The sequence below is a fragment of the Ruegeria sp. AA6 genome, assembly GCF_056542865.1.
Genome location: NZ_JBQGAN010000041.1, coordinates 1 through 18,781 on the forward strand (window position 1 = coordinate 1; position 18,781 = coordinate 18,781).

General features: G+C 51.3%; 16 protein-coding genes and 2 pseudogenes. 9 read left to right on the forward strand and 9 right to left on the reverse strand.

Annotation, left to right across the window (positions count from 1 at the left end; genetic code table 11):
- Positions 1 to 90 precede the first annotated feature (90 nt).
- A complete protein-coding gene (locus tag ACR0LN_RS22690; protein ID WP_480432938.1) occupies positions 91 to 405 on the reverse strand; it encodes a DDE-type integrase/transposase/recombinase in 315 nt (104 codons plus the stop codon).
- 597 nt (positions 406 to 1,002) lie between these two features.
- Positions 1,003 to 3,942, reverse strand: coding sequence for a calcium-binding protein (locus tag ACR0LN_RS22695; RefSeq protein ID WP_171238894.1), 2,940 nt, complete (start codon positions 3,940 to 3,942; stop codon positions 1,003 to 1,005).
- A 1,053-nt stretch (positions 3,943 to 4,995) separates the two neighbouring features.
- Between ACR0LN_RS22695 and ACR0LN_RS22700 the strand changes: the two genes are divergently transcribed.
- Complete coding sequence (locus ACR0LN_RS22700; RefSeq protein WP_480432940.1) at positions 4,996 to 5,919, forward strand: LysR substrate-binding domain-containing protein; 924 nt, start codon at positions 4,996 to 4,998, stop codon at positions 5,917 to 5,919.
- Between the two features lie 186 nt (positions 5,920 to 6,105).
- On the opposite strand, the pseudogene ACR0LN_RS22705 reads toward ACR0LN_RS22700, so the two are convergent.
- Positions 6,106 to 6,210 (reverse strand): annotated as a pseudogene (locus tag ACR0LN_RS22705) (IS5/IS1182 family transposase); the annotation flags it as partial.
- An 886-nt stretch (positions 6,211 to 7,096) separates the two neighbouring features.
- Between ACR0LN_RS22705 and ACR0LN_RS22710 the strand changes: the two are divergent.
- The 4 genes and pseudogenes from ACR0LN_RS22710 to ACR0LN_RS22725 all read left to right on the forward strand — a co-directional run bounded on the left by ACR0LN_RS22710 (position 7,097) and on the right by ACR0LN_RS22725 (position 10,018).
- The gene (locus ACR0LN_RS22710) at positions 7,097 to 8,251 is read left to right on the forward strand and encodes a transposase (protein ID WP_480432942.1); all 1,155 of its coding nucleotides are present in this window, start codon (positions 7,097 to 7,099) and stop codon (positions 8,249 to 8,251) included.
- Positions 8,229 to 9,083, forward strand: a complete 855-nt coding sequence (locus ACR0LN_RS22715) for a TniB family NTP-binding protein (protein WP_480432943.1) — start codon at positions 8,229 to 8,231, stop codon at positions 9,081 to 9,083. Before ACR0LN_RS22710 ends, ACR0LN_RS22715 begins: the two co-directional genes overlap by 23 nt.
- Positions 9,083 to 9,433: pseudogene (locus ACR0LN_RS22720) on the forward strand (TniQ family protein); the annotation flags it as partial. The gene ACR0LN_RS22715 and the pseudogene ACR0LN_RS22720, both read left to right, overlap by 1 nt.
- Before the next feature lie 339 nt (positions 9,434 to 9,772).
- The gene (locus tag ACR0LN_RS22725; RefSeq protein WP_480432958.1) at positions 9,773 to 10,018 is read left to right on the forward strand and encodes a hypothetical protein; all 246 of its coding nucleotides are present in this window, start codon (positions 9,773 to 9,775) and stop codon (positions 10,016 to 10,018) included.
- On the opposite strand, the gene ACR0LN_RS22730 is transcribed toward ACR0LN_RS22725, so the two are convergent.
- The 5 genes from ACR0LN_RS22730 to ACR0LN_RS22750 all read right to left on the reverse strand — a co-directional run bounded on the left by ACR0LN_RS22730 (position 10,015) and on the right by ACR0LN_RS22750 (position 13,096).
- Entirely contained in the window at positions 10,015 to 10,863 is an 849-nt protein-coding gene (locus ACR0LN_RS22730) for an AraC family transcriptional regulator ligand-binding domain-containing protein (protein ID WP_480432945.1), read from the reverse strand. The genes ACR0LN_RS22725 and ACR0LN_RS22730 overlap by 4 nt on opposite strands.
- Before the next feature lie 160 nt (positions 10,864 to 11,023).
- Complete coding sequence (locus ACR0LN_RS22735; protein WP_480432947.1) at positions 11,024 to 11,362, reverse strand: outer membrane protein; 339 nt, start codon at positions 11,360 to 11,362, stop codon at positions 11,024 to 11,026.
- Complete coding sequence (locus ACR0LN_RS22740) at positions 11,311 to 11,553, reverse strand: hypothetical protein (RefSeq protein WP_480432949.1); 243 nt, start codon at positions 11,551 to 11,553, stop codon at positions 11,311 to 11,313. The genes ACR0LN_RS22735 and ACR0LN_RS22740 overlap by 52 nt, the downstream gene beginning before the upstream one ends.
- A 9-nt stretch (positions 11,554 to 11,562) precedes the next feature.
- Positions 11,563 to 12,045 carry a hypothetical protein gene (locus tag ACR0LN_RS22745; RefSeq protein WP_171126978.1) on the reverse strand — a complete coding sequence of 161 codons (483 nt, stop codon included), beginning with the start codon at positions 12,043 to 12,045 and terminating at the stop codon, positions 11,563 to 11,565.
- Between the two features lie 136 nt (positions 12,046 to 12,181).
- Entirely contained in the window at positions 12,182 to 13,096 is a 915-nt protein-coding gene (locus tag ACR0LN_RS22750) for a helix-turn-helix domain-containing protein (protein WP_480432951.1), read from the reverse strand.
- Positions 13,097 to 13,242: 146 nt separating this feature from the next.
- Here ACR0LN_RS22750 and ACR0LN_RS22755 point away from each other — a divergent pair, with 146 nt between their 5' ends.
- The 4 genes from ACR0LN_RS22755 (at position 13,243) to ACR0LN_RS22770 (ending at position 17,405) form a co-directional block, all read left to right on the forward strand.
- Positions 13,243 to 14,985: an amidohydrolase gene (locus tag ACR0LN_RS22755; RefSeq protein ID WP_171175672.1), complete on the forward strand. Its 1,743-nt coding sequence runs from the start codon at positions 13,243 to 13,245 to the stop codon at positions 14,983 to 14,985.
- Positions 14,986 to 15,147: 162 nt separating this feature from the next.
- Positions 15,148 to 15,573: a putative quinol monooxygenase gene (locus ACR0LN_RS22760; RefSeq protein WP_171239107.1), complete on the forward strand. Its 426-nt coding sequence runs from the start codon at positions 15,148 to 15,150 to the stop codon at positions 15,571 to 15,573.
- 58 nt (positions 15,574 to 15,631) lie between these two features.
- Positions 15,632 to 16,459, forward strand: a complete 828-nt coding sequence (locus tag ACR0LN_RS22765) for a hypothetical protein (protein WP_480432953.1) — start codon at positions 15,632 to 15,634, stop codon at positions 16,457 to 16,459.
- A 109-nt stretch (positions 16,460 to 16,568) separates the two neighbouring features.
- Complete coding sequence (locus ACR0LN_RS22770; protein WP_480432955.1) at positions 16,569 to 17,405, forward strand: DUF3299 domain-containing protein; 837 nt, start codon at positions 16,569 to 16,571, stop codon at positions 17,403 to 17,405.
- A 254-nt stretch (positions 17,406 to 17,659) separates the two neighbouring features.
- Here ACR0LN_RS22770 and ACR0LN_RS22775 read toward each other — a convergent pair whose 3' ends face one another.
- Positions 17,660 to 18,595, reverse strand: a complete 936-nt coding sequence (locus tag ACR0LN_RS22775; protein ID WP_480432957.1) for an IS110 family RNA-guided transposase — start codon at positions 18,593 to 18,595, stop codon at positions 17,660 to 17,662.
- Positions 18,596 to 18,781 lie beyond the last annotated feature (186 nt).

Sequence of the window (18,781 nt, forward strand, 5' to 3'; positions counted from 1 at the left end):
AGACAATCTCTTCGGGCTTTGGTCTCTTGTTTGCCATTCGTGGTCCTCCGTTTCCTAAACATAACGGTGGACCAGTTCAGTTGGGGAGGCCTAGCAGCTATCCCGCGATCTTGACAAACATCCGACATCCGACATCCGACAGCCGAAAGTCGTATCGCTAGAGAATTGCTTTTTGCGGATCATGTTCGCCACCTCAATGCCATCCAGTGCGGCGCAAGCCGATCTGAATGACTTGAACCCACATATGTATCCCACGCGTCGGTCAATGAATCTGTGATCTTGCTGGATCAGGTTATTGAGATATTTGGACCTGGTCGTTTGTACTTTCGCGGGGCAATCGAACCGCCTCGGAATCTTGTTCACTTCTCGAATGCTGGCTGCATTTGCACTGTTCTTATCAATCACGATTTAGTTTGGGATCTGCTCCGATGAAATTCGAGCGTGCGCGACGAAAACTACGCTCTACCTGACAGGAGGGAACAAAGTCTGCGACAGAACCGGCAACCGTTCTGTCATGATATCGAGGCGACCAGTGTGGCCGTTCCGCATGTCGAAATGATGCGCCAAGACATCTCGACCGAAATCGCAGAGCAGATTAGAGAATGGAACCAGAAGGTATCAGGGCAAATGGTGTCACTGTGTCGTCGATCTTTTTGAAGAGTACGTGGCCCTGCCCCGCTCTGCTTCAGATCATCCGCGAGGCTGTTCCCAAAGCCCCGGCCGGTGTCCAGCGCCTGAACTGGCAATAGATTATCGACCACAACACAAGCGCTTCCGGCAGATCGCACCAGAAGGCCTTGGTTTGGGCGATCCAGAAACCCATCCTGAACAAGATGGTGGTTGACGGATTTGCACCTACTATGCAGCGCGTGCGACAAATAAAAAACGTCCTAAGATCAGGCATTCCCAATCCAAAATACAGCCTCGTGGGATGCTGGTCTCATTATGAAAAATAGCCTGAATCATACCTCACTTATGTGAAACATTTTTTGTAAACGCCGCCTAGATAAAATCAACGAAGTCAGGTAGGTACCAGTTTCCCGAGCCTACCTCGGTCACCTCAGCGATCACGAAGGAACTTTCCTCAATAACAATGTGGAAATAACCACCTTTATCGACGATGGCGAGATCGTCATAACTCGAAACGCCGTACTCTTCCCTAGAGATGTAAATCTTCTCTCCGTCAACGATACAGAAGTCGCTGATAGAATTTCTACCTCCGTTTAGGATGAACACATCATCGCCAGCGCCTCCCCTCAAAGTGTCATTTCCACCGCCCGAAACGATCACGTTGTCTGCTGAGTTGCCCACTATATAATCATCGAAGTTACTACCGATAAAATTTTCGATGTCGATCAGATCATGTTCATTTGAAGAGCCATTCAGGAAGTTTGTGCTCGCACCATTGTAAATGAAGACCCCGCAAGAGGCGTCTTCGTATGAAACAGTGTCTATGCCGCCGTTGCCGTCAACTAAGACGTCTCCGTATCCAGGTTTGAAGAGCTCATTCTTGTTTGACCCCATAAGTTCGGACACAAAGTTGTTGAGCCAGTTTTCCATCGCTGCAGCTGAACCCGGTTTCTGACTATCATCATAGCCTGCGATCGTGTCTTCGAAGATGAAATAGTCTGTCCAGGCCGACGGGTAAAATTCACCGTCTACCGCAATATGGTCTCTCAGCTGAAGAATACTGATTTCCGGCCCATCAATGTGGATATCGGCCACCAAGTTGCCATTTGGCAAGCGCAAGCTGAAATGATGGCCGCTGTGCTGCTCGATCACCAAATCTTCATGGGTGTTGAACGCGTGAGCATTGCTCAGGATATTGATAGTATCTCCGTCTCCGATGTTGAGATCCAGTATTACATCGCAACCGCCGTCCAGAATAAATTGATCCCCACCACTCCCACCCTCAAGAGTGTCCTTTCCCAATCCTCCGGCCAAAATATCGTTGCCGGCACCGCCTTTTAGCGTGTCGTTCCCCGCGCCTCCTTCGAGCACATCGTTTCCGCTACCCCCATCAAGGAAATCGTTTCCTGCGCCTCCGACTAGGACATCGTTCCCGCCTCGACCATACAGCCGATCACTGCCTTCAGCGCCCTGAAAGTGATTGTTGAACTCGTCGCCAAAGATGATGTCGTCAAGCTTGGTACCAATGATGTTTTCTATACTATAGAGTTCGGAATGAGACTCGCCCTCTACCAGGTTGTCTTTGTAGCGCGCCTTACCCAGAAAATAGCTGCGATCGTCGTCGGGCGATTCATCTGAATATGTCTCAGCCATATCAATACGAACGCCAGAGATATCACTCTCCACACCGCCGACGGCACTGTAAAAGCTGTAGGTATCGCTGCCTGTACCACCGTAAACTTTATTGTGACCGGCACCCGCATCAAAAAAGTCGTCGCCCCCGAAACCCCAGAGAACATCATTACCAGATCCCGCCGCCTCGTTTTCGCCGGTATGGCCCAGCAAAATATCATTATGGTTGGTCCCGAATACAAAGTCGTTGGCTATCCCTCCGACATTGTGGACCCCTTGGTATCCCCCCAGGATAATGAAACGTCCGTTCCCGAGCTGTTCAAAGTTGTTTAAGTCTTGTGTGCCGGGGTCGATAACCCTGCCAAAACCATCAACCAGCGTCACTACGCCATCCTTGATGGTGACAACCAGCATGGTGTTTTTGACGTACTGCTCCAAATCGTTCTCGAATTCACTGTAACCCAAGCGCATCTTTGGGTCGCTGAATTGCGGAACGTCGCTGTAGCGCACTTCTGCAAGGTATTTGTTCGTCCCGTCCTTTATGCGGAACATGATGTCATTTTGGCCGACCCATTCGATTATTGGCTGCAGGTCCTTGTTGGCATTTGCCTCGACAATAATGGTGTCTTCAAACGGGTTGAAATCCATAATTTTGCTGACCCGCGCCGGATCAACGTTGCCCTGATCCTCACCCCCGTTATTTACATTTGAAATAAAGTGGTTGAGAATATTCACGCCGACTTTGAAATACTTAACAACCCCCCCAACGCTATAAAGACCAACACTCCAAAGTGTCTCGTTGATCATCGAGATGGGCCACGAATTCTCGGGTTCTTGGAAATGCTGTGAAGGGACGTCTGGATCATTGAGCACAAAATAATCCGACCCGCTTCCTCCATAGAACACGTCGCCGTCCGTGCCTGCTGATCCACCACCAATTAGCCAGTCATCTCCGACACCGCCATACAGTGTATCCGAACCCTCGCCTCCGTCTAGTAGGTCATTCCCAATGCCGCCCCAGAGTTCATCGTTGTCGTGGCCCCCGTACAAGCGATCATCACCTGATCCCCCTACCAGCATATCATCGCCAGCATGCCCATAGATGACGTCATCGCCGCCCATACCAAATATCTGATCATTATGATCGTAGACATTGCCGTTGAACGAGGCGGTACCGAAACCATGAATGGTGTTCCCCAAGTCATTGCCAATAATCTGTGAGGCGACACGGATAGTGACTTCTTCGGTCATCCCCAGGTTTGTGTCTTTGCTACTGATGTCAGAATTGGTGAACTCAAGCCTACCTTCAGACATCTGGTGGCTGCCTGACGAATAAACGTAAAACTCATTGTCAAAGGCGTTGAAAAGTCCGCCACTCTTGGTGGCATGCATATAGAGATGTCCGGATGCCGTCGGGGCTTCGCCGGGTACTGGCCCGATTTCAGGGTCAATTTCAGATGATTGCGTCGAGATCATCGCAAACTCTTGCGACAGGTTGCTCTGCACAACTTCGGGCTCCGCTTCAACCGGTTGGATTGACCTTTGGAAAAATAGGCCCGAACCGTCCCGCACAAATCGCAGATAAGACGGCCAGGCATCCCAGCCGGGTATATACATTTCAGGCCGTTCCACGCCGGACATCGTCGAACGTTGCGCATATGAAGACGGAAATCTGGACATGGTTTGCACCTCCAAGTTTTTAGATGAAACGTGTCACGAAAACACGTCCAGTTGGCCTGAGTGCCGCTGCTGCAAGAATCTCGGAAAAGATTTATTATATAATAAAAACAATGAATTGCATCGAATGCCGGCGATCACTTAAGACAGTTCGGAGTAAAGTCGAACACCAAGACCAATCGTCGCCAAACCAATTGACTGCTTTAAGTCGAATTAGTCCAATAGTTAGTTTCGATTGGGCGATAGAAAGCAATAATCACGGAAATCAGAATGCTCTGCAATAAACACGCAAGATGATTGAGCAAAGAAATCACCACCAGTAGATGATGGTTGCGAGACGGATCGTGAAACTGCGGCCAAAGAAGGTCGCCACCTGCATTTAAGCTCACCATATTTGTCCGGCGTCTTGCGTTATTTTCGACCGGAGATGCGCGTCTCGAAATCAGCCGACGTCATACTCGCAATCGTAGAGAAACCAATCCAAGGTTTTTCGGCCGCCGAGCTAAACCCGAGCATCGACGTAGCCACTGACCGGCAAGGCGGTAGTGATCATCTTTTACAAATGCTCTTTGCTACAGCAGATAGCGTATAGTGTGGAACTCAGAACACACTTGGATCAGTCGATCAGATGGTAACTCCCTACTTTATAAATTCTTGTTGTTCGCAGCAGGGTTTACCTTAGACAAAGGTTGCGCAGAATTCGACCTTCATTTCCAAGCAGTTGCTCAGCAAAGCTAGCATCACTGCTTCTAGTCCCAGGCATTCTGAGGATTTCACCCATTCTTAAGAAAAACTAAAACTAGGAACTCTATTTTGCACTTCGCAAAGAGAAAACTTGTCTTGCCTAAAGCAATGGATGTTACTTGTGATCAGTCAAAAATCGATTTTGCCGTGCTTTTCAGGATACGTCACATTTTCAAACTGGGTTTAAAAATATGATTTCGTCTTCGGTTAATTTTTTTTCGACACTTTGGCAAAGTTTACTAACGTGCCAACCAAACGCGCATCAACGCGCCTCGCAAAATTGACTAATCACATTTTTAAGTTTGGTGTTAGATGGTAGTTCGTCCGAGTCATCGGCAGTTAGAATATTTGGTAGCGTTAAGTGAGCACGGGCATTTCGGCGATGCCGCTTTGGCCTGCAATGTGTCTCAACCGACGCTTTCCTCGCAGATTCAAATCCTCGAGGATAGGCTCGGGATCAAGCTTCTTGAGCGTTCTTCCAGTGGTACGTTTCCTACGCACGTTGGCTCAAAAGTAATTCAGCTTGCGTACACTGTTTTGGCGACTCTCGACGAAATTACAAATATCGTGGATCTTGCAAGCGCCAATCTCGGAGGATCGCTTCGATTGGGCATGGCTCCCACGTTTGGTCCTTACTTTCTACCATTTGCAATGCCGAGACTTCGCTCGCGATTTCCGGAATTGCAACTCTCTATCCGAGAAGAACGCCCGATCATTCTTGAGAAATTAATTGTTTCTGGGAAGCTGGATTGCGCTCTGATGCGCCCACCGGTCGAAAAGAACCAAATTTTTTTTGAAGAACTAATGGTTGAAAAGTTGAAGCTCGCTGTTCATGTCGACCATCCACTTGCCAAGAAGGATGTGGTTCTCCCTTCTACTTTAGATGGTATGAAATTACTTAGCTTGGGATCGGAAACTCACTTCAATTCAAGCATCAACAACTTTAGCCGCGTTTCTGGCGCCACATTTAGCGATGGATATGACGGTACAAACTTGGATGCTCTTAGGCAAATGGTTGCAATAGGCATAGGACCTGCTCTTTTCCCAGAGATTTTTATCGCATCAGGTTTCCGAGATCACGACCCCATTGTTGTGGTCGATATCGAGAACACATGTTTACAGCGCTCCGTGGGTCTGGTTTGGAGAAAAGGCTCCGCTCGAACGTCTCATTTTGAGGAACTCTTTCGTGCCTTCAAAGAGACGGCCATGGAGATAAAAGAATTGTTGACTAGATAAATAAATCAATCCCGAGAGATGAATTCTGCAGCTGACGCCCATGACTTGACACAGGTATTCTGCATGGGCTTACCCGGTTTATCTGCCAGCACCCCACCAGCATTCGCATTTCGGAGGGCACGGTCATTCATGTCATCACACGCATCACAACAATGGCCACGGTGGATACGACCACCATAAAATACAACGCAAACCATTGCGATTAGTGGAGGTAATCCCGCTCAAATCACGCCGGTCTCCCACACGAGATTTGCCGTGGCTCTTCGAAAAACAGGGCCGCAACCGCGCCATCTGCTCGTCGGTAGCATAAACAAGTTATTCATCACACCTCCTGAAGTTCAGGAGCTTGAAAAAGCCCCCGCTCGCGAGGGCAATCAAATCAAAGGGTTCAGAGCCCAAGCATTGCAGGACCACACTGATGAATACATGACCGTGGGTTTAATTAACTTAGGGGCAAACGCGACTGGTTAGTGGACCGTTAGAAGGAGTTGTCGATCATGACCAGCCCATATTGATTGCGCCGCTGTCACTGTGCCCTTAATTACTGGACGCTGGCTTAATAAAGTTGAGCAAAATCAGTGCTTGATTGTGCCTTTAATTTCTGGACTGTATCATTAATTACCGGACTGTGCCCTTAATTCCCGGACGATGTGTCCTGTGGATAAGTCGCGTGGGGATGATCTTGTCTAATGAAGTAGAGCACCCAGAAGAAAGTGCGCTCGCAGTTGAACGGGCCAATGCGTTGCGTCCGATACTGGAACTCGAGGAGTCAGGGCAGGATATTGGACCGCTACTATTGGAAGCGGCCAAGAAGATTGGCGTCTCGAGAAGCACCGCATGGGACTTTTACCGTCGCCTCAAGATAAATGATGGGCGCGCGAGTTCGTTACTCCCTAAACGACGCGGTCCGAAGTATGGCTCACGACGCTTGGAACCGGATGTAGAAAGCACAATCGAGCGCGTTCTACGCCAACACTACCTCGTACCAGAACCGCCAAGTTTTCTGAGGATAGTCAACGAGATCCGGGCGGAGTGCGCAGCGAGAGGCTATCGACCTCCCACTCGGCGTACGATCAAGTCGCGTGTCGACGCTATGGATCAACGCGAGGTGATGCGGAAACGAAATGGCGCAAAGGCGGCGAGGCAAGCTTTCGATCCGAGGGTAGGGGGTTTGGACGTGGAGCGCCCCTTGGAAGTCGTCCAAATCGATCACACTCTGGCTGACATTATTCTTGTCGATCAATTCGAACGTAAGCCTTTGGGGCGACCTTGGTTGACTCTCGCAATCGATGTCGCGACCCGCGTTGTTCTGGGCGTATATGTGAGTTTTGATACGCCGTCCGTCTTGTCCATCGGTTTGTGTCTGCACCATTGCGTGCGAACGAAGTCGATCCGCGCGCCAGAGATACTGGAGGAGTTGTATTGGCCTGCCGCTGGGATTCCGCAAGCCGTTCATGTTGACAACGGGCGGGATTTCCGCAGCGACGCCTTCCAGTCGGCCTGTGCGGATTGGGGAATCTCAATCGAGTACAGGCCACCAGGTCGCGCGCATTATGGCGGCCATATCGAACGTTTAATAGGGACAACCATGGGCGCAGTTCATGTACTCCCGGGAACAACGCAATCATCCCCCAAGAACAGGGGGGATTACGACAGCTCTGACCATGCGGCAATGACATTGGAGGAGTTCGAGGATTGGCTGCACTTAGAGATATGTCGCTATCACAACATCCGCCACGGCGGATTGGGGCGAGCACCGCTGGCGGCTTGGGCAGACCTCGGTGGTGATGGCGTAGGCAGAAAGGTTGTCGATACCGAGGCGTTTCGCATCAGCTTCCTTCCTTCCGAACGTCGGCGTCTCGCTCGAACCGGGATCAAGCTGTTTTCTGTCGGCTATTGGAGCGACGCATTTGGTCCAATGATCGGTCGTGGAGTCGGGAAGGTTACTGTCAAGTACGACCCTCGCGATATGTCCCAGATTTGGGCTGTAAATGACGAAGGACGGACCATAGTAGCGCGCTACAAGAACCTGTCGCGGCCACGGATTTCGCTTTGGGAGTCGCGGCGTGCGCGCGCGATATTTCACGAGCGCCAAGGCGGGACGATCCCGGAGTCGATGCTGTTTCAGATTATTGAAGAACAAAGGCGCATCGCGCACGCGGCCAAGCAGAAAACCCTGGCGGTGCGGCTGGAGGGAGAACGTCAAGCGCGACTTCCTAACGACAAAGCCAAACGCGATCCATCCCGCGAGATGTTCGCGATTGATACCAGTAATCCGGATCTTCCTACTTACCCGATAGATGACATTCATGGAAACAAACGAAAGACTTGATTTAGTCCGCAGTGACCGGTGGATCGCATTCGACCGTGCAAATATTGTTCTCAACAGGCTCACTTCCCTCATGGAGATGCCAAAACAGTCCCGGATGCCGGGCCTCATGGTTTACGGCAGTTCAGGGATAGGAAAGACCATGATCGCTAAGCGTATGGAAAGCCTGTACCCAACCCAATACGAAGCAGATATTGGTGTCACCCGAACACCGATCCTATTACTGCAGGCGCCACCAGCACCTGATGAGAGGCGCTTTTATCAGCACATTCTGGCATCGATCGGCGCGCCCATGTGGGGCCGGCATACCGTATCCGAACTGGAGGTGCGTGCCCTCAGCCATTTGCGCGACATGGACCTGAAGATGATCATGATCGACGAAGTCCACAACTTGCTGGCGGGCAGCTATCGTGAGCAACGGCGTTTCCTGAACATGCTGCGGTTCCTCGCCAATGATCTCTGTGCATCTCTCGTCGTCTTTGGTGTGAATGAAGCTGTCGACGCCATTCGCGGCGACGAACAACTGGCCCGGCGTCTGGACGAGCATTTCTTGCCGCTCTGGGAAGACGATATCGAATTCTCTCGTCTTATCCAGACGCTGATTGCTGCGATGCAATTGGAACGCGGGTCCAGCCTCAGTGTGCATTCGCTTCGAACCATTCTGGGTGTGACAGGCGGTGTTACGTCGCGCGTATTCACGATGGTCAAGGCGCTTGCGATAGACGCTATCGAGACAGGCGAGGAGCGTATCACGGATGAGGCGGTTCAAGCCTGGCAACCGATCTGGGCCAAGCACAGCTGGAACATTCGAAGACAGGCCGTTCCGGCGTTTTAGTGACTATTCTTCCGCTGCCGAGGCGTCCTCCGCCGCTACAAGACGAATTGTTATCAAGTTGGGTCACCCGGCTTGCTGAAGCCAATTATTGCTCTGTTCCTGAATTGCTTGGCTATCTCGGGTTTTCGGGTGGCAAGCAGCCGGAGACCAGTCACGATCTGCGAGGCGCAAATATCGAAAGGTTCGGTGCTCTGGCTCATCTGCCGTCGAGTGACATAAAGGGCATGTTGCTCAAGCGTCGCGCAGGATTTCCAGTCGAATGTGTGCCCTGTTCAGACTTTCAGTACTGTCCGACATGTACGCGGAAAGTGCCTGGAGTTTCCCTGCGGCACTGGCGCTATGCTTGGTCTATGATCTGCAATTCCTGCGGTACTGGCCTGTTACCTCTCGGCACGGCGCCAGGTGCAGAGTTTCAAGTTCCCTTACGGTTGGAAGTCCGAGCTTTGAAGGGCGCAGCGTGGTTGGAGCAACTGTATTGGCGCGGAAGTCAGCATGTTGTTAGGCAATTAGACTTGGCGCTACAGGTTGTACGGGTACTTGCGCCAGAACTTCGTCACGCGGGGCTTTGCTCCAAATCCCGCCATGACCGGTATACTATGCTCGCTGCTGTTCATCTATCGATGACGCGACCATTGGAGGCCGTATCTATTGCGATGCGTCGTGATCCTACAGCACGAGATAGGCTACGCATGGCACTCCCTGTTCAACACAATTTATTGGATCAACTCGTTCACCTTTCATGCAGTTCGCCAACCCCGGCGAAAGATGATCGCAAAATTCAGAAGGCCTGGTTCCCGGCACGAAAATCCGACAACACAACTAAACCCGATTTTCTGGCGGCGGCTAAAAAAGCAATCGAACAACTCGGTGTAAATGCGGACCGTGCGGAGTTGCTCCGATGTGCGGATCGCACCCTCGAAAAAAGTCGCCGCTAGCCTGTGGATATCCGAGAATTAAGGGCACAAAACCGGGCCAAATGTCCCAGAATGTATTTGCGTCCAGTAATTAAGGGCACAGTGACATGTAGATTTGGAATCCGCCCCGGCAGTTCGTTCAGCAATAGGGCTTCGACCCTATTGCGGATGCCCGACTTTCGGCCCACCCTCTCTTTCAACAGGTTGTCCCCGTAATCAGTTAGATGCTTTTTAAGAGCCGGGTCGTAGCTTGGAATTGGCAGATCAAGAGATGAAAGCGGTAAGATAACTTCTGTTCTTTCGGAGCCAAAGGAAATGGCGCAGCCAGCGGCTTTTTGTATTTCGGGCCCTGCGGATTTGACTACATGCTGAAACCGAACCTCTAATGGGTAGAGTTGGGTTTTTGTGATAATGCGCACCAGAGAGATCGCCGAGAAGATAAGAAACTCGGTCCTCCTGTGAAATTTAGTGAGACCTCCGTCAACGATTTGCAGCTGAAGGGAGGCATGATTTCCCGATACAACAAGGGAATAGCCAATTGTGTCATCAATCAAAGCGCCATAATATGATGCATTTTCAATCGCTTCTCTTAGATTTTGTGAATACTTTAAGATGTACCAAACGATGTCTCGCGGTGAATTGAAATCCAATCCGGCGATCGTAGCAAAGGCTGGCATCTTTAGGTGATCGCAAGCCAGGCGGACAAACTGACCTTCTTTGTAAGGGTCAATGAGTTTCGAAGGCTCACTCAGATCGCTGCGCGTCAAACCGGAGTCCTGTAAAGCGTTTTTAAAGGCACGGGCATCTGACAGCCGTTCCTCGAACATCCTGGCAAAATGCCGTAGCCATGCGTTATCGACGCCCATGAGCATTTCCCTTTAAGTGCGCAGCGGTCCTGATGCGGGATAATACTCGATTGTTTGTGGGCGGCAATTCGTGTGCCACTTGACGACGCTCTTACATTGCTAAACCCCGGCTAATACATTTCTTGCGATTTGCCGGGGTCAGGTTGTGCTGGGCTGAGCGTCAGAAGCGGTAGTTGACCCCAAACGTAGCAGTTGTCGATTCCAGGTCGAACTCACCATCGGAATTGTCAAACCTTTCTTGTGTGATCTCACCAAATATCGAAACGCCGTCAGATAATCGGTGTTCCAGTCCGGCACCAATTGAAGAACCCCAACGGTCATTAACGTCTCCGCCCCAGACGTATGCGGGCCCGGCGGTCACGTAGGCCAAGGTGTTGCCAAAGGCATATCCTCCACGCAGCCTGATACGCGTGAGTGTGTCTGGATCGCCGCAATCACAGGCGAAGTTTAGATGGTTGGCGTCGATTGCGATGCCCCCACCCAGTTTGAGGCTTCCCAATCTCGCCCGAGTTGAAATCCGATAAGACCATTGTCATGGCTTAAGCCATTTTCAAGCTCTCCATAGCCGAACTTGATGCCGATGTAGCTGTTGTTCCAATCGGCGGCCATGGCCGGCGCGGTGAATGCTGCAAGAATAATTGTCAGAATTGCAGCTGGTATGCGGTGTTTATGATTGTATTTTGCGGACATCGGTTTGCCTCACTGAACAGCATGGTTGAAAGGGGAAGAAGGCGAGTTTGCGTACAAAGGAAAGACAAGATGCTGATCCTTCGATGCTTCCAACTTCCGCTTTTTCGACGAATGTTCTCTTTTTACCTGCTCCACCGCGTCATCAAGTTTCGAGGATTCTGAACTGGTGAGGTCCAGTAGATAATCCGATATTTCCGGGAGCACCTTGTACCAGCTGGGGTATTCCAACGAGAATTGTGCGAAAATACTCATCGTGAACTTGAACAGTCGCTCAGAGCTGAGTTCGCGGGATTCACGCGCAGCCCAAAGCAGGGTTTCCTTCATTGCGTTTTCAAAGGCGACTTGCGCAGTAAAAGTACCGTTAAGTTCGATACGGATTTGATATTCGCGCGCCCGCTTCAATTCTGCGGCCCGCATAACCAGATTTTGAGCTGCTGCGGTTGTTGAGGGATAGAGAGCCCGCAGCGTAACAAGTTTCTTGTAGTTGGACATCTGATTGCTCCACTCTTCGTTTCTGCAATTCAGATATCGGTACAGAGTGGAGCAATTAGCAGGTAATTTACGGTATTATAACAGTTTGAAGAGGCGCTAATAGTTTGATAACTAAGATCTTTCTTTTTTCTGCGAGTCAGGATCGCTTAACTGTGTCAATCGGCGACTCTCCAAAGAACCGACGATAGGCAACAGATGTTCGACCAAAGTGATTGAAGCCTGCTTCCCCAACAAGTTTAGACACGACACCTTTCTCATATGGCGTATTTAGAAGCAGCGATCTGAGGCGATGCAATCGAATAAGTGTCTGAAATTTACCCGGACCAAGCCCTATCTGTTTTTCGAACGCAGCGTATAGCGACCGCCTGGGCACCCCAAGCAAGCGACAAAGTTCCTGAATAGTTATTCCGGCATTGTTATCGTCCATCAGAAGCGCTTCCGCGGCAGTGACGATTTTCCAATGGCCATGATCCGATTTGCTGAAAACCTCTTCACGACCCGAACAGAAAAGGGCATCGCCCATCAGGCGTTCAAGCTCTTGGGCAAGTGCATTGAACACAGGATTTGGATTGGTTGCGGATTTCGACTGACCCAGGATCAAGCAAGTTTCCAAAGAGCGTATATAGCTGTTCAGGGCGTCAGATTTTGTCAGCCGAATGGGCGCACCAAATTCTGTCCACCCTCGGTGTTCGGCAACTGCCCGAGGTACCTCCAACACATAGATTTGCGTCCCAGCCTCGACCACGTAATCAAACTCTGTTGGCCCGAGACCCTGCCAGCAAACAATAAATGGGGTTTGGTACAAAAGCCCTTGAAAACGGACTGGATCTCCGTGCGGGAGAACAAGACCATAGTAGATTGTGCCGCGGTACTGAATTTCTTGGTACCGCATGCGTGTGAAAATAGTCTCAATATGTATGCCCACTTCTGCAAACATTGCGCTTTGCCAGGTCATTCGTGGTCCCGCGGGGCAAAGCGCGGTCGCGTTGAACTCCACGTCATTATAGACAGGCAACTCTTCAATCGAGCGGATCTCGGCGCTCTGGTACATGACACCTCTGACTGTTCATCCCATTCCTGCGAGATGAATTCTAATATTCATAATAGTTTGCACAAATCGGATAGCCAACTTTAAACTCTGACTGCACTGTTGATCGCAAATATCTGAATACCCGTTTCAATTTTTCGGAGTTACTCATGAATAAGCTATCGTGTTCGATTGCCGCGCTACTGGTTTCAACAACAGCTCTCTATGCGCAGGCCGCCGATCTGGTCTTTACCAATGCCTCTGTTCTTACCATGAACGACGATGCGCCGACCGCGCAGGCCGTTGCGGTCACGGGGAACCAGATAAGCTACGTTGGCGATGCCGCAGGGGCGGAGGCGCTGATTGGTGATAACACCGAAGTTCTCGACTTGGGCGGGGATACCCTGTTGCCGGGGTTTGTGTCGGGACACGATCACATCGTTGCGTCAGGATGGACATCGCGCGGTGTCAGTCTGTTTGGAATTGAAACGCTTGAAGAGGCCTTGGCGGCCATCAAGGAGTATGCCGATGCAAACCCCGACGAAGAGTTGATCCTTGGCTATGGGTTCAATCAAGTGGCTTATGGCGGGTGGCCCACGAAAGAAGATCTGGATTCGGTGGTTTCTGACCGTCCGGCCTTTATCCTCGACTTCACAATCCACGACGTTTGGATGAACTCCAAAGCTTTCGAAGCGGGTCAGGTCAGCCCCGACGAAGAGGATCAGGTGCCGGGCGTAATGTTCTGGCAGCGCAACGCCGAAGGCAACCAGACGGGAATCGGCATTGAGTTCCAGTGGGCTGCGGCATTTAGAAATGCAGGCGCTTGGGACCCGGCAGGTGAAATTCCTGACATCCAGAAAAACCTCTACGATCAGGCCGTCAAAACCGGGATTACAGCCGTTCACGTGCCTCTGATGGCTATGCCGACAGTTACCGATCTGTCTCTTGTGAAAGATGACGAGAAACTCGCGCTGGCCCACCTACACGAACTGGAAAAGAACGGTGAGCTTACGATCCGCACCTTTGTTGCGACGGGGTTCAAGGACCCAACCGCCACTGCTGACGAAATCGTAGAACACACTCTCGAGTTACGAGAGCAATACGACAGCGACATGCTGCGCATTTGGGGAATTAAGATCCATCCAGAAGGGAACTGGAGTTCAAAGACGGCCTGGATGCTGGACGATTACGCCGATGGGTCTGCAACGCGTGGAGCGGCTGCCATTGAAGGCCCAATGATAACTTCGGTCTACCTGCAGGCCAATCAGAACGGACTTCCGGTGGGCACTCACGTCGATGGATCACAAACAGTGCGCAACACGGTGGACGCGATCATGACCGCGCGCGGCGCAGGTTATGACGTTCCGAACAACCTTTTGCACCATTATTTCTGGGTATCTGATCAGGACCACGAGACTGTTATTGAAAACGAAATCATGGTGAACACGACCCCACTTTTCCACGTTGACTGGGAAGCGCAGGATGTAAACGCGTTGGACTTGTTGGGGCGTGCTAAGGTCGAGGCGATTTTTGCGCGCTATTCGTCGCTGATGGCATTGGGGCACAACGTGTCGATTTCTTCGGATGTGCCATCCGCGCCGATTGATCTGATCGGTCCGCTCCTGAACGTTGAAATTGCGATGACACTGCAAGACCCGCTGAACCCGGACAGCAAGCCGTTCCCATTGTCTCGTAAACCGGCCTCACTGGAAGAGTCGTTGAAGGCAGTCACAATCTATCCTGCCGCTCAGCAGGCGATGCAAGATAAGATCGGTTCAATCGAAGTGGGCAAGTATGCTGACCTCGTCGTTCTCGATCAGGATATTACCGCCGTCGAACCGCGTGAAATCTCGAACATCAAGGTGCTGGGCACGCTGATGGACGGTCGGTTCACTCATCGCGATGGGATCTGACAATGTGATGGCGGTCAGCGTGTCATTGTAGCGCTGTCCGCTCCTACGGGCTTTCTGAATTGGGCTCACTTGGTGGAATACCGGACGTTCCTGAGCCTTTGGGGTGTATCAATCGGAATTCAGATCATCAGAAAAAACCCGTACTAATGAATGGAGGCTGAATTGAACTTTCGACCCCACATCACGGTCTTGGGGCTGATCGCAACTCTGGCGACAGCAACTGCTGCGTTCGCGGAAGAAGTGGCTTTTATTGCGATCCTGAAAGTGCCTGATGAAAACGCACAGGCCTTCGATACCCTTGCCAAGGAAATGGTCGCGGCGTCTGCCACAGATGACGGGCTTTTGGTTTATGAGTTCGTCCGGGTTGGTGAAACGGTATATGGCTATGAGCGCTACGTTGATGCCGCGGCCCACGCACGACACGAGAGACTTATCGAACCGTTTCTACCAAAATTGGTGGAACTTGCGCAGTTTGAACGGATTGTCACCCTTTCACCACTCTCAGATGGCCATCAAGAGCTTTTTGAAAGCATTGGCGCAGAGATTGGTCAACCAATTGCAGGCGTAGCACAGGACCGCCCCCAATAGCCTGAAGCACAAGCACGTGCATCAGGGAAACCCAAAGAGAGGCCAATAGGGATTGTTCATGACAAATCGGGTTTTCATCGTCGCCGCGCTCCTGACGGGAGTTCTGCTTACAGATCCGGATCATGTATTCGCCTGTGACGCAGCATGTCAGGCAGCCCGTAAGGCAGCAAATCCACTTGCGGACACAAAGGCGCTGATAACAGACAACACAATCGCATTCAGGACCGGCACAAATGACGATGATAGTTATAACTTTCAGCTACAGCCGGTATACTCGGTTCCATTGGAGAATGCCTCGCTTGTGCTGCGGGGGATCATTCCCATTCAGGGCGTTCAACCAGGTGCGGTGCTGCCGCCCGGTATAGTCGACCCTTCTCCTGACGACGATCTGACCTGGGGCATCGGTGATTCAACAGTGCAGGCGTTTTATGCACCGACGCCAGGAGCAAGCGGGATTGCATTGGGATATGGGTTACAGGTTTCCATGCCGACCCACACGAATGACGCACTGGCCGGTGCAGGCTGGGGTGCTGGACCTGCGTTCGTGGTATTCGGGCAGGCAGGGGAACTTTCCTGGGGTGCCGTCGTCGCCCATATGTGGGGTGAAGACGATTTCAGCGTAAGTATCCTTCAACCCATTCTGAACTATGGGCTGGGTGAGGGTTGGTACGTTGGGTACAATAATGTCATCTCCTACAACTGGAATGCCCCGGGAAGTGACGAAGCATGGGCCGTTCCGCTGGGTTTGACTGCGGGCAAGACCTCGATCATCAACGAAGCCAAAGGAACGGCTATGGATGTGAGCTTGGGATACTATGTTCTAGAGCGTAGACCTGAAGGCGGTCCGAACAGGCAAGTCAAAATTGGCCTTTCATTCTTTTTCTGATTGGCTGCAGAAATGCTGGAACTGAATACGGATCAGAGACCAAAGCGATAAAGCGGACAAAGCTGCAATTTGTGGTTTGCCCAAAGATATGAAGGGCCGGCTCGCATTAATGCATGGTGAAGAAACGATGACTGTATGTAACCGGAACGCTGACATGATACGCACCGTACTTACCCTTTTTGCATGCCTTTCAATTACGATATGCCCTCAGATCAGCCTAGCGGAATTTGCTCAGAATACGCCTGAATCTTCAGTTGGACGCGCCCCTTCGGGGGCTCCAAGGATCAATCTCGATACACGCGCAATTGATGCCTCGGCATTCTCGGGTGTTTCTGGCTTAAGCGAAACTACTCAGAAACACTTGGCCGTAAGTTGGAAAGAACTTTTACCTCCGCTTACATCGCTTGAAACTCCGTTCGCATCACTGTCGGCACCACAACTGGAAGCCATGCGAACACATGTGCGCTGGCAGACGTCCAGCGCACATAAGCGTTCAGATGAGACCTTTATTGCGGAACACGATGCAGCAACCGCCTTTCTCGCAAAACACAAGATTGATGTGGAAAACCTCATGCGAGAGCGCCGAAAGATCATTGCCCAAAACAACGTAAATGGTCGCGGCCCGAACCCTCATATTCTTGGCAAGACGATAATGATCCCAGGTTACATTGTCCCACTCACGCTCGAAGGCGGTATGGTTACCGAGTTTCTTCTTGTGCCGGTTGCCGGATCTTGCGTTCACACGCCTTCACCGCCCCCAAATCAGATCATTCATGTCGCTTATTCGAAGGGTGTCGAGTTCAGATCAATTTTTGACGCGTTTTGGGTCGAAGGTGAGATAAACGCACAAGAACGGCTTAGTGATGTTTCTTTTTATGATGGTGCAGCGATAGTGGTTTCCAACTACAGCCTCGATGCACGTGCCGTTCTTCAGTTCGATGGCTAAGTATTGGACATCTACGAAGGGTTTGAGGAAGTTACTGCTGAACCGTTCAGTCAACATCTTGCGATTTAGTGAGCGATTTCGGGGTGTAAGCTGATGGATTGGATGCCCCTCCTGCCGGTTAATATTGATCCGGAGCACCCAATGCGGGTCGCGATAGGGAGGAATAACCGATGGAAAACATACACATCTTAGGCATAGATTTGGCCAAGCGCTCGTTCGCTATCTGTGTTGCAACCAAGTAGTATCCGTGTTGATCAAGAGCAGTTTTCGGACCATTTGCGCCGGTCTCTGAGAAGTGCGTTTGCAACGACGACGAGCTTCCTCATGATTGCAGTCAACGCGACCTTTGGCGGTTTTCCGGCTTTCACCAATTGATCGTATTTTCGCTTTGCACTCAGATCGTGGCGGATCACACAGAGCGCGGGCATGTACATGGCGCGGCGAAAGAATGCGCGCCCGCCCTGGATCCGTTCCTTGCCCTGCCATTTGCCCGATTGACGTGAGATCGGAGCCAAACCAGCGAGGCATGCGGCCTGTTTCCCGGTCATCTCTCCCAGTTCGGGCATTTCGACGAGCATCGAAAAAGCTGTGACCTTCGAGACGCCGGGAATGCTTGTCAGGATGTTGAACCGCATGGTCAGGTCAGCGTCCTGTGCAACGAGATCCAGGATGGCCTGGTCGATCTGTTCGAGATGCTTCTCAACTTGAGCCAGTCGCTCTTTCAGGTGGCGTTTCAGCAATTTCTGGGTGGTTGTCTGCATCCGTGTACGCACCGCGACGCGATCTTTGATCAGACCACGCCGAGCTACCATCAACTCTTTGAGAGTGTTGAGATATTCGGCTTTGGGTGCTTGTGGCTCGAGCTCCAGAACGGTGCCCATCTTGGCCAATATCGCGGCATCGACCCTATCGGTCTTCGCAATCTTCCCTGTCGCTTCGGCAAATCGGCGGGCTTGTCGTGGATTCACCCTGGAATATGGTACAGCTTCTTCAGACAAGCTGTTTTCCAGCTGCCTGTGGTACACACCTGATGCCTCGAACACGATCAAACCGGCGTTGCCGATTTCGATCCATCGATGCAACGAACGTAAGCCCCTGCCATCATAAGCGAACCGCCTATGTTCAGATCGCGCCATGCTGTAAGCGTCGAGCCAGTCTTTCGATACGTCGATCCCAATGGTATCTTGCATCTGTCTTTTCCTCACCTCGTCTTGTCATGCGGGCTTTGCGCCCCTGTATCCGTTCAGGTCGATAGAAAAGACGGGGGCGATCAAACTACTTGCCGGGGTGTTGTCACGTTAACTTCCGACCCACCAAGGAATGCTGATGCCCGGACTTCAAGCAGCTCGAGTGGCGGCATTCCAGGCGTCAAATGC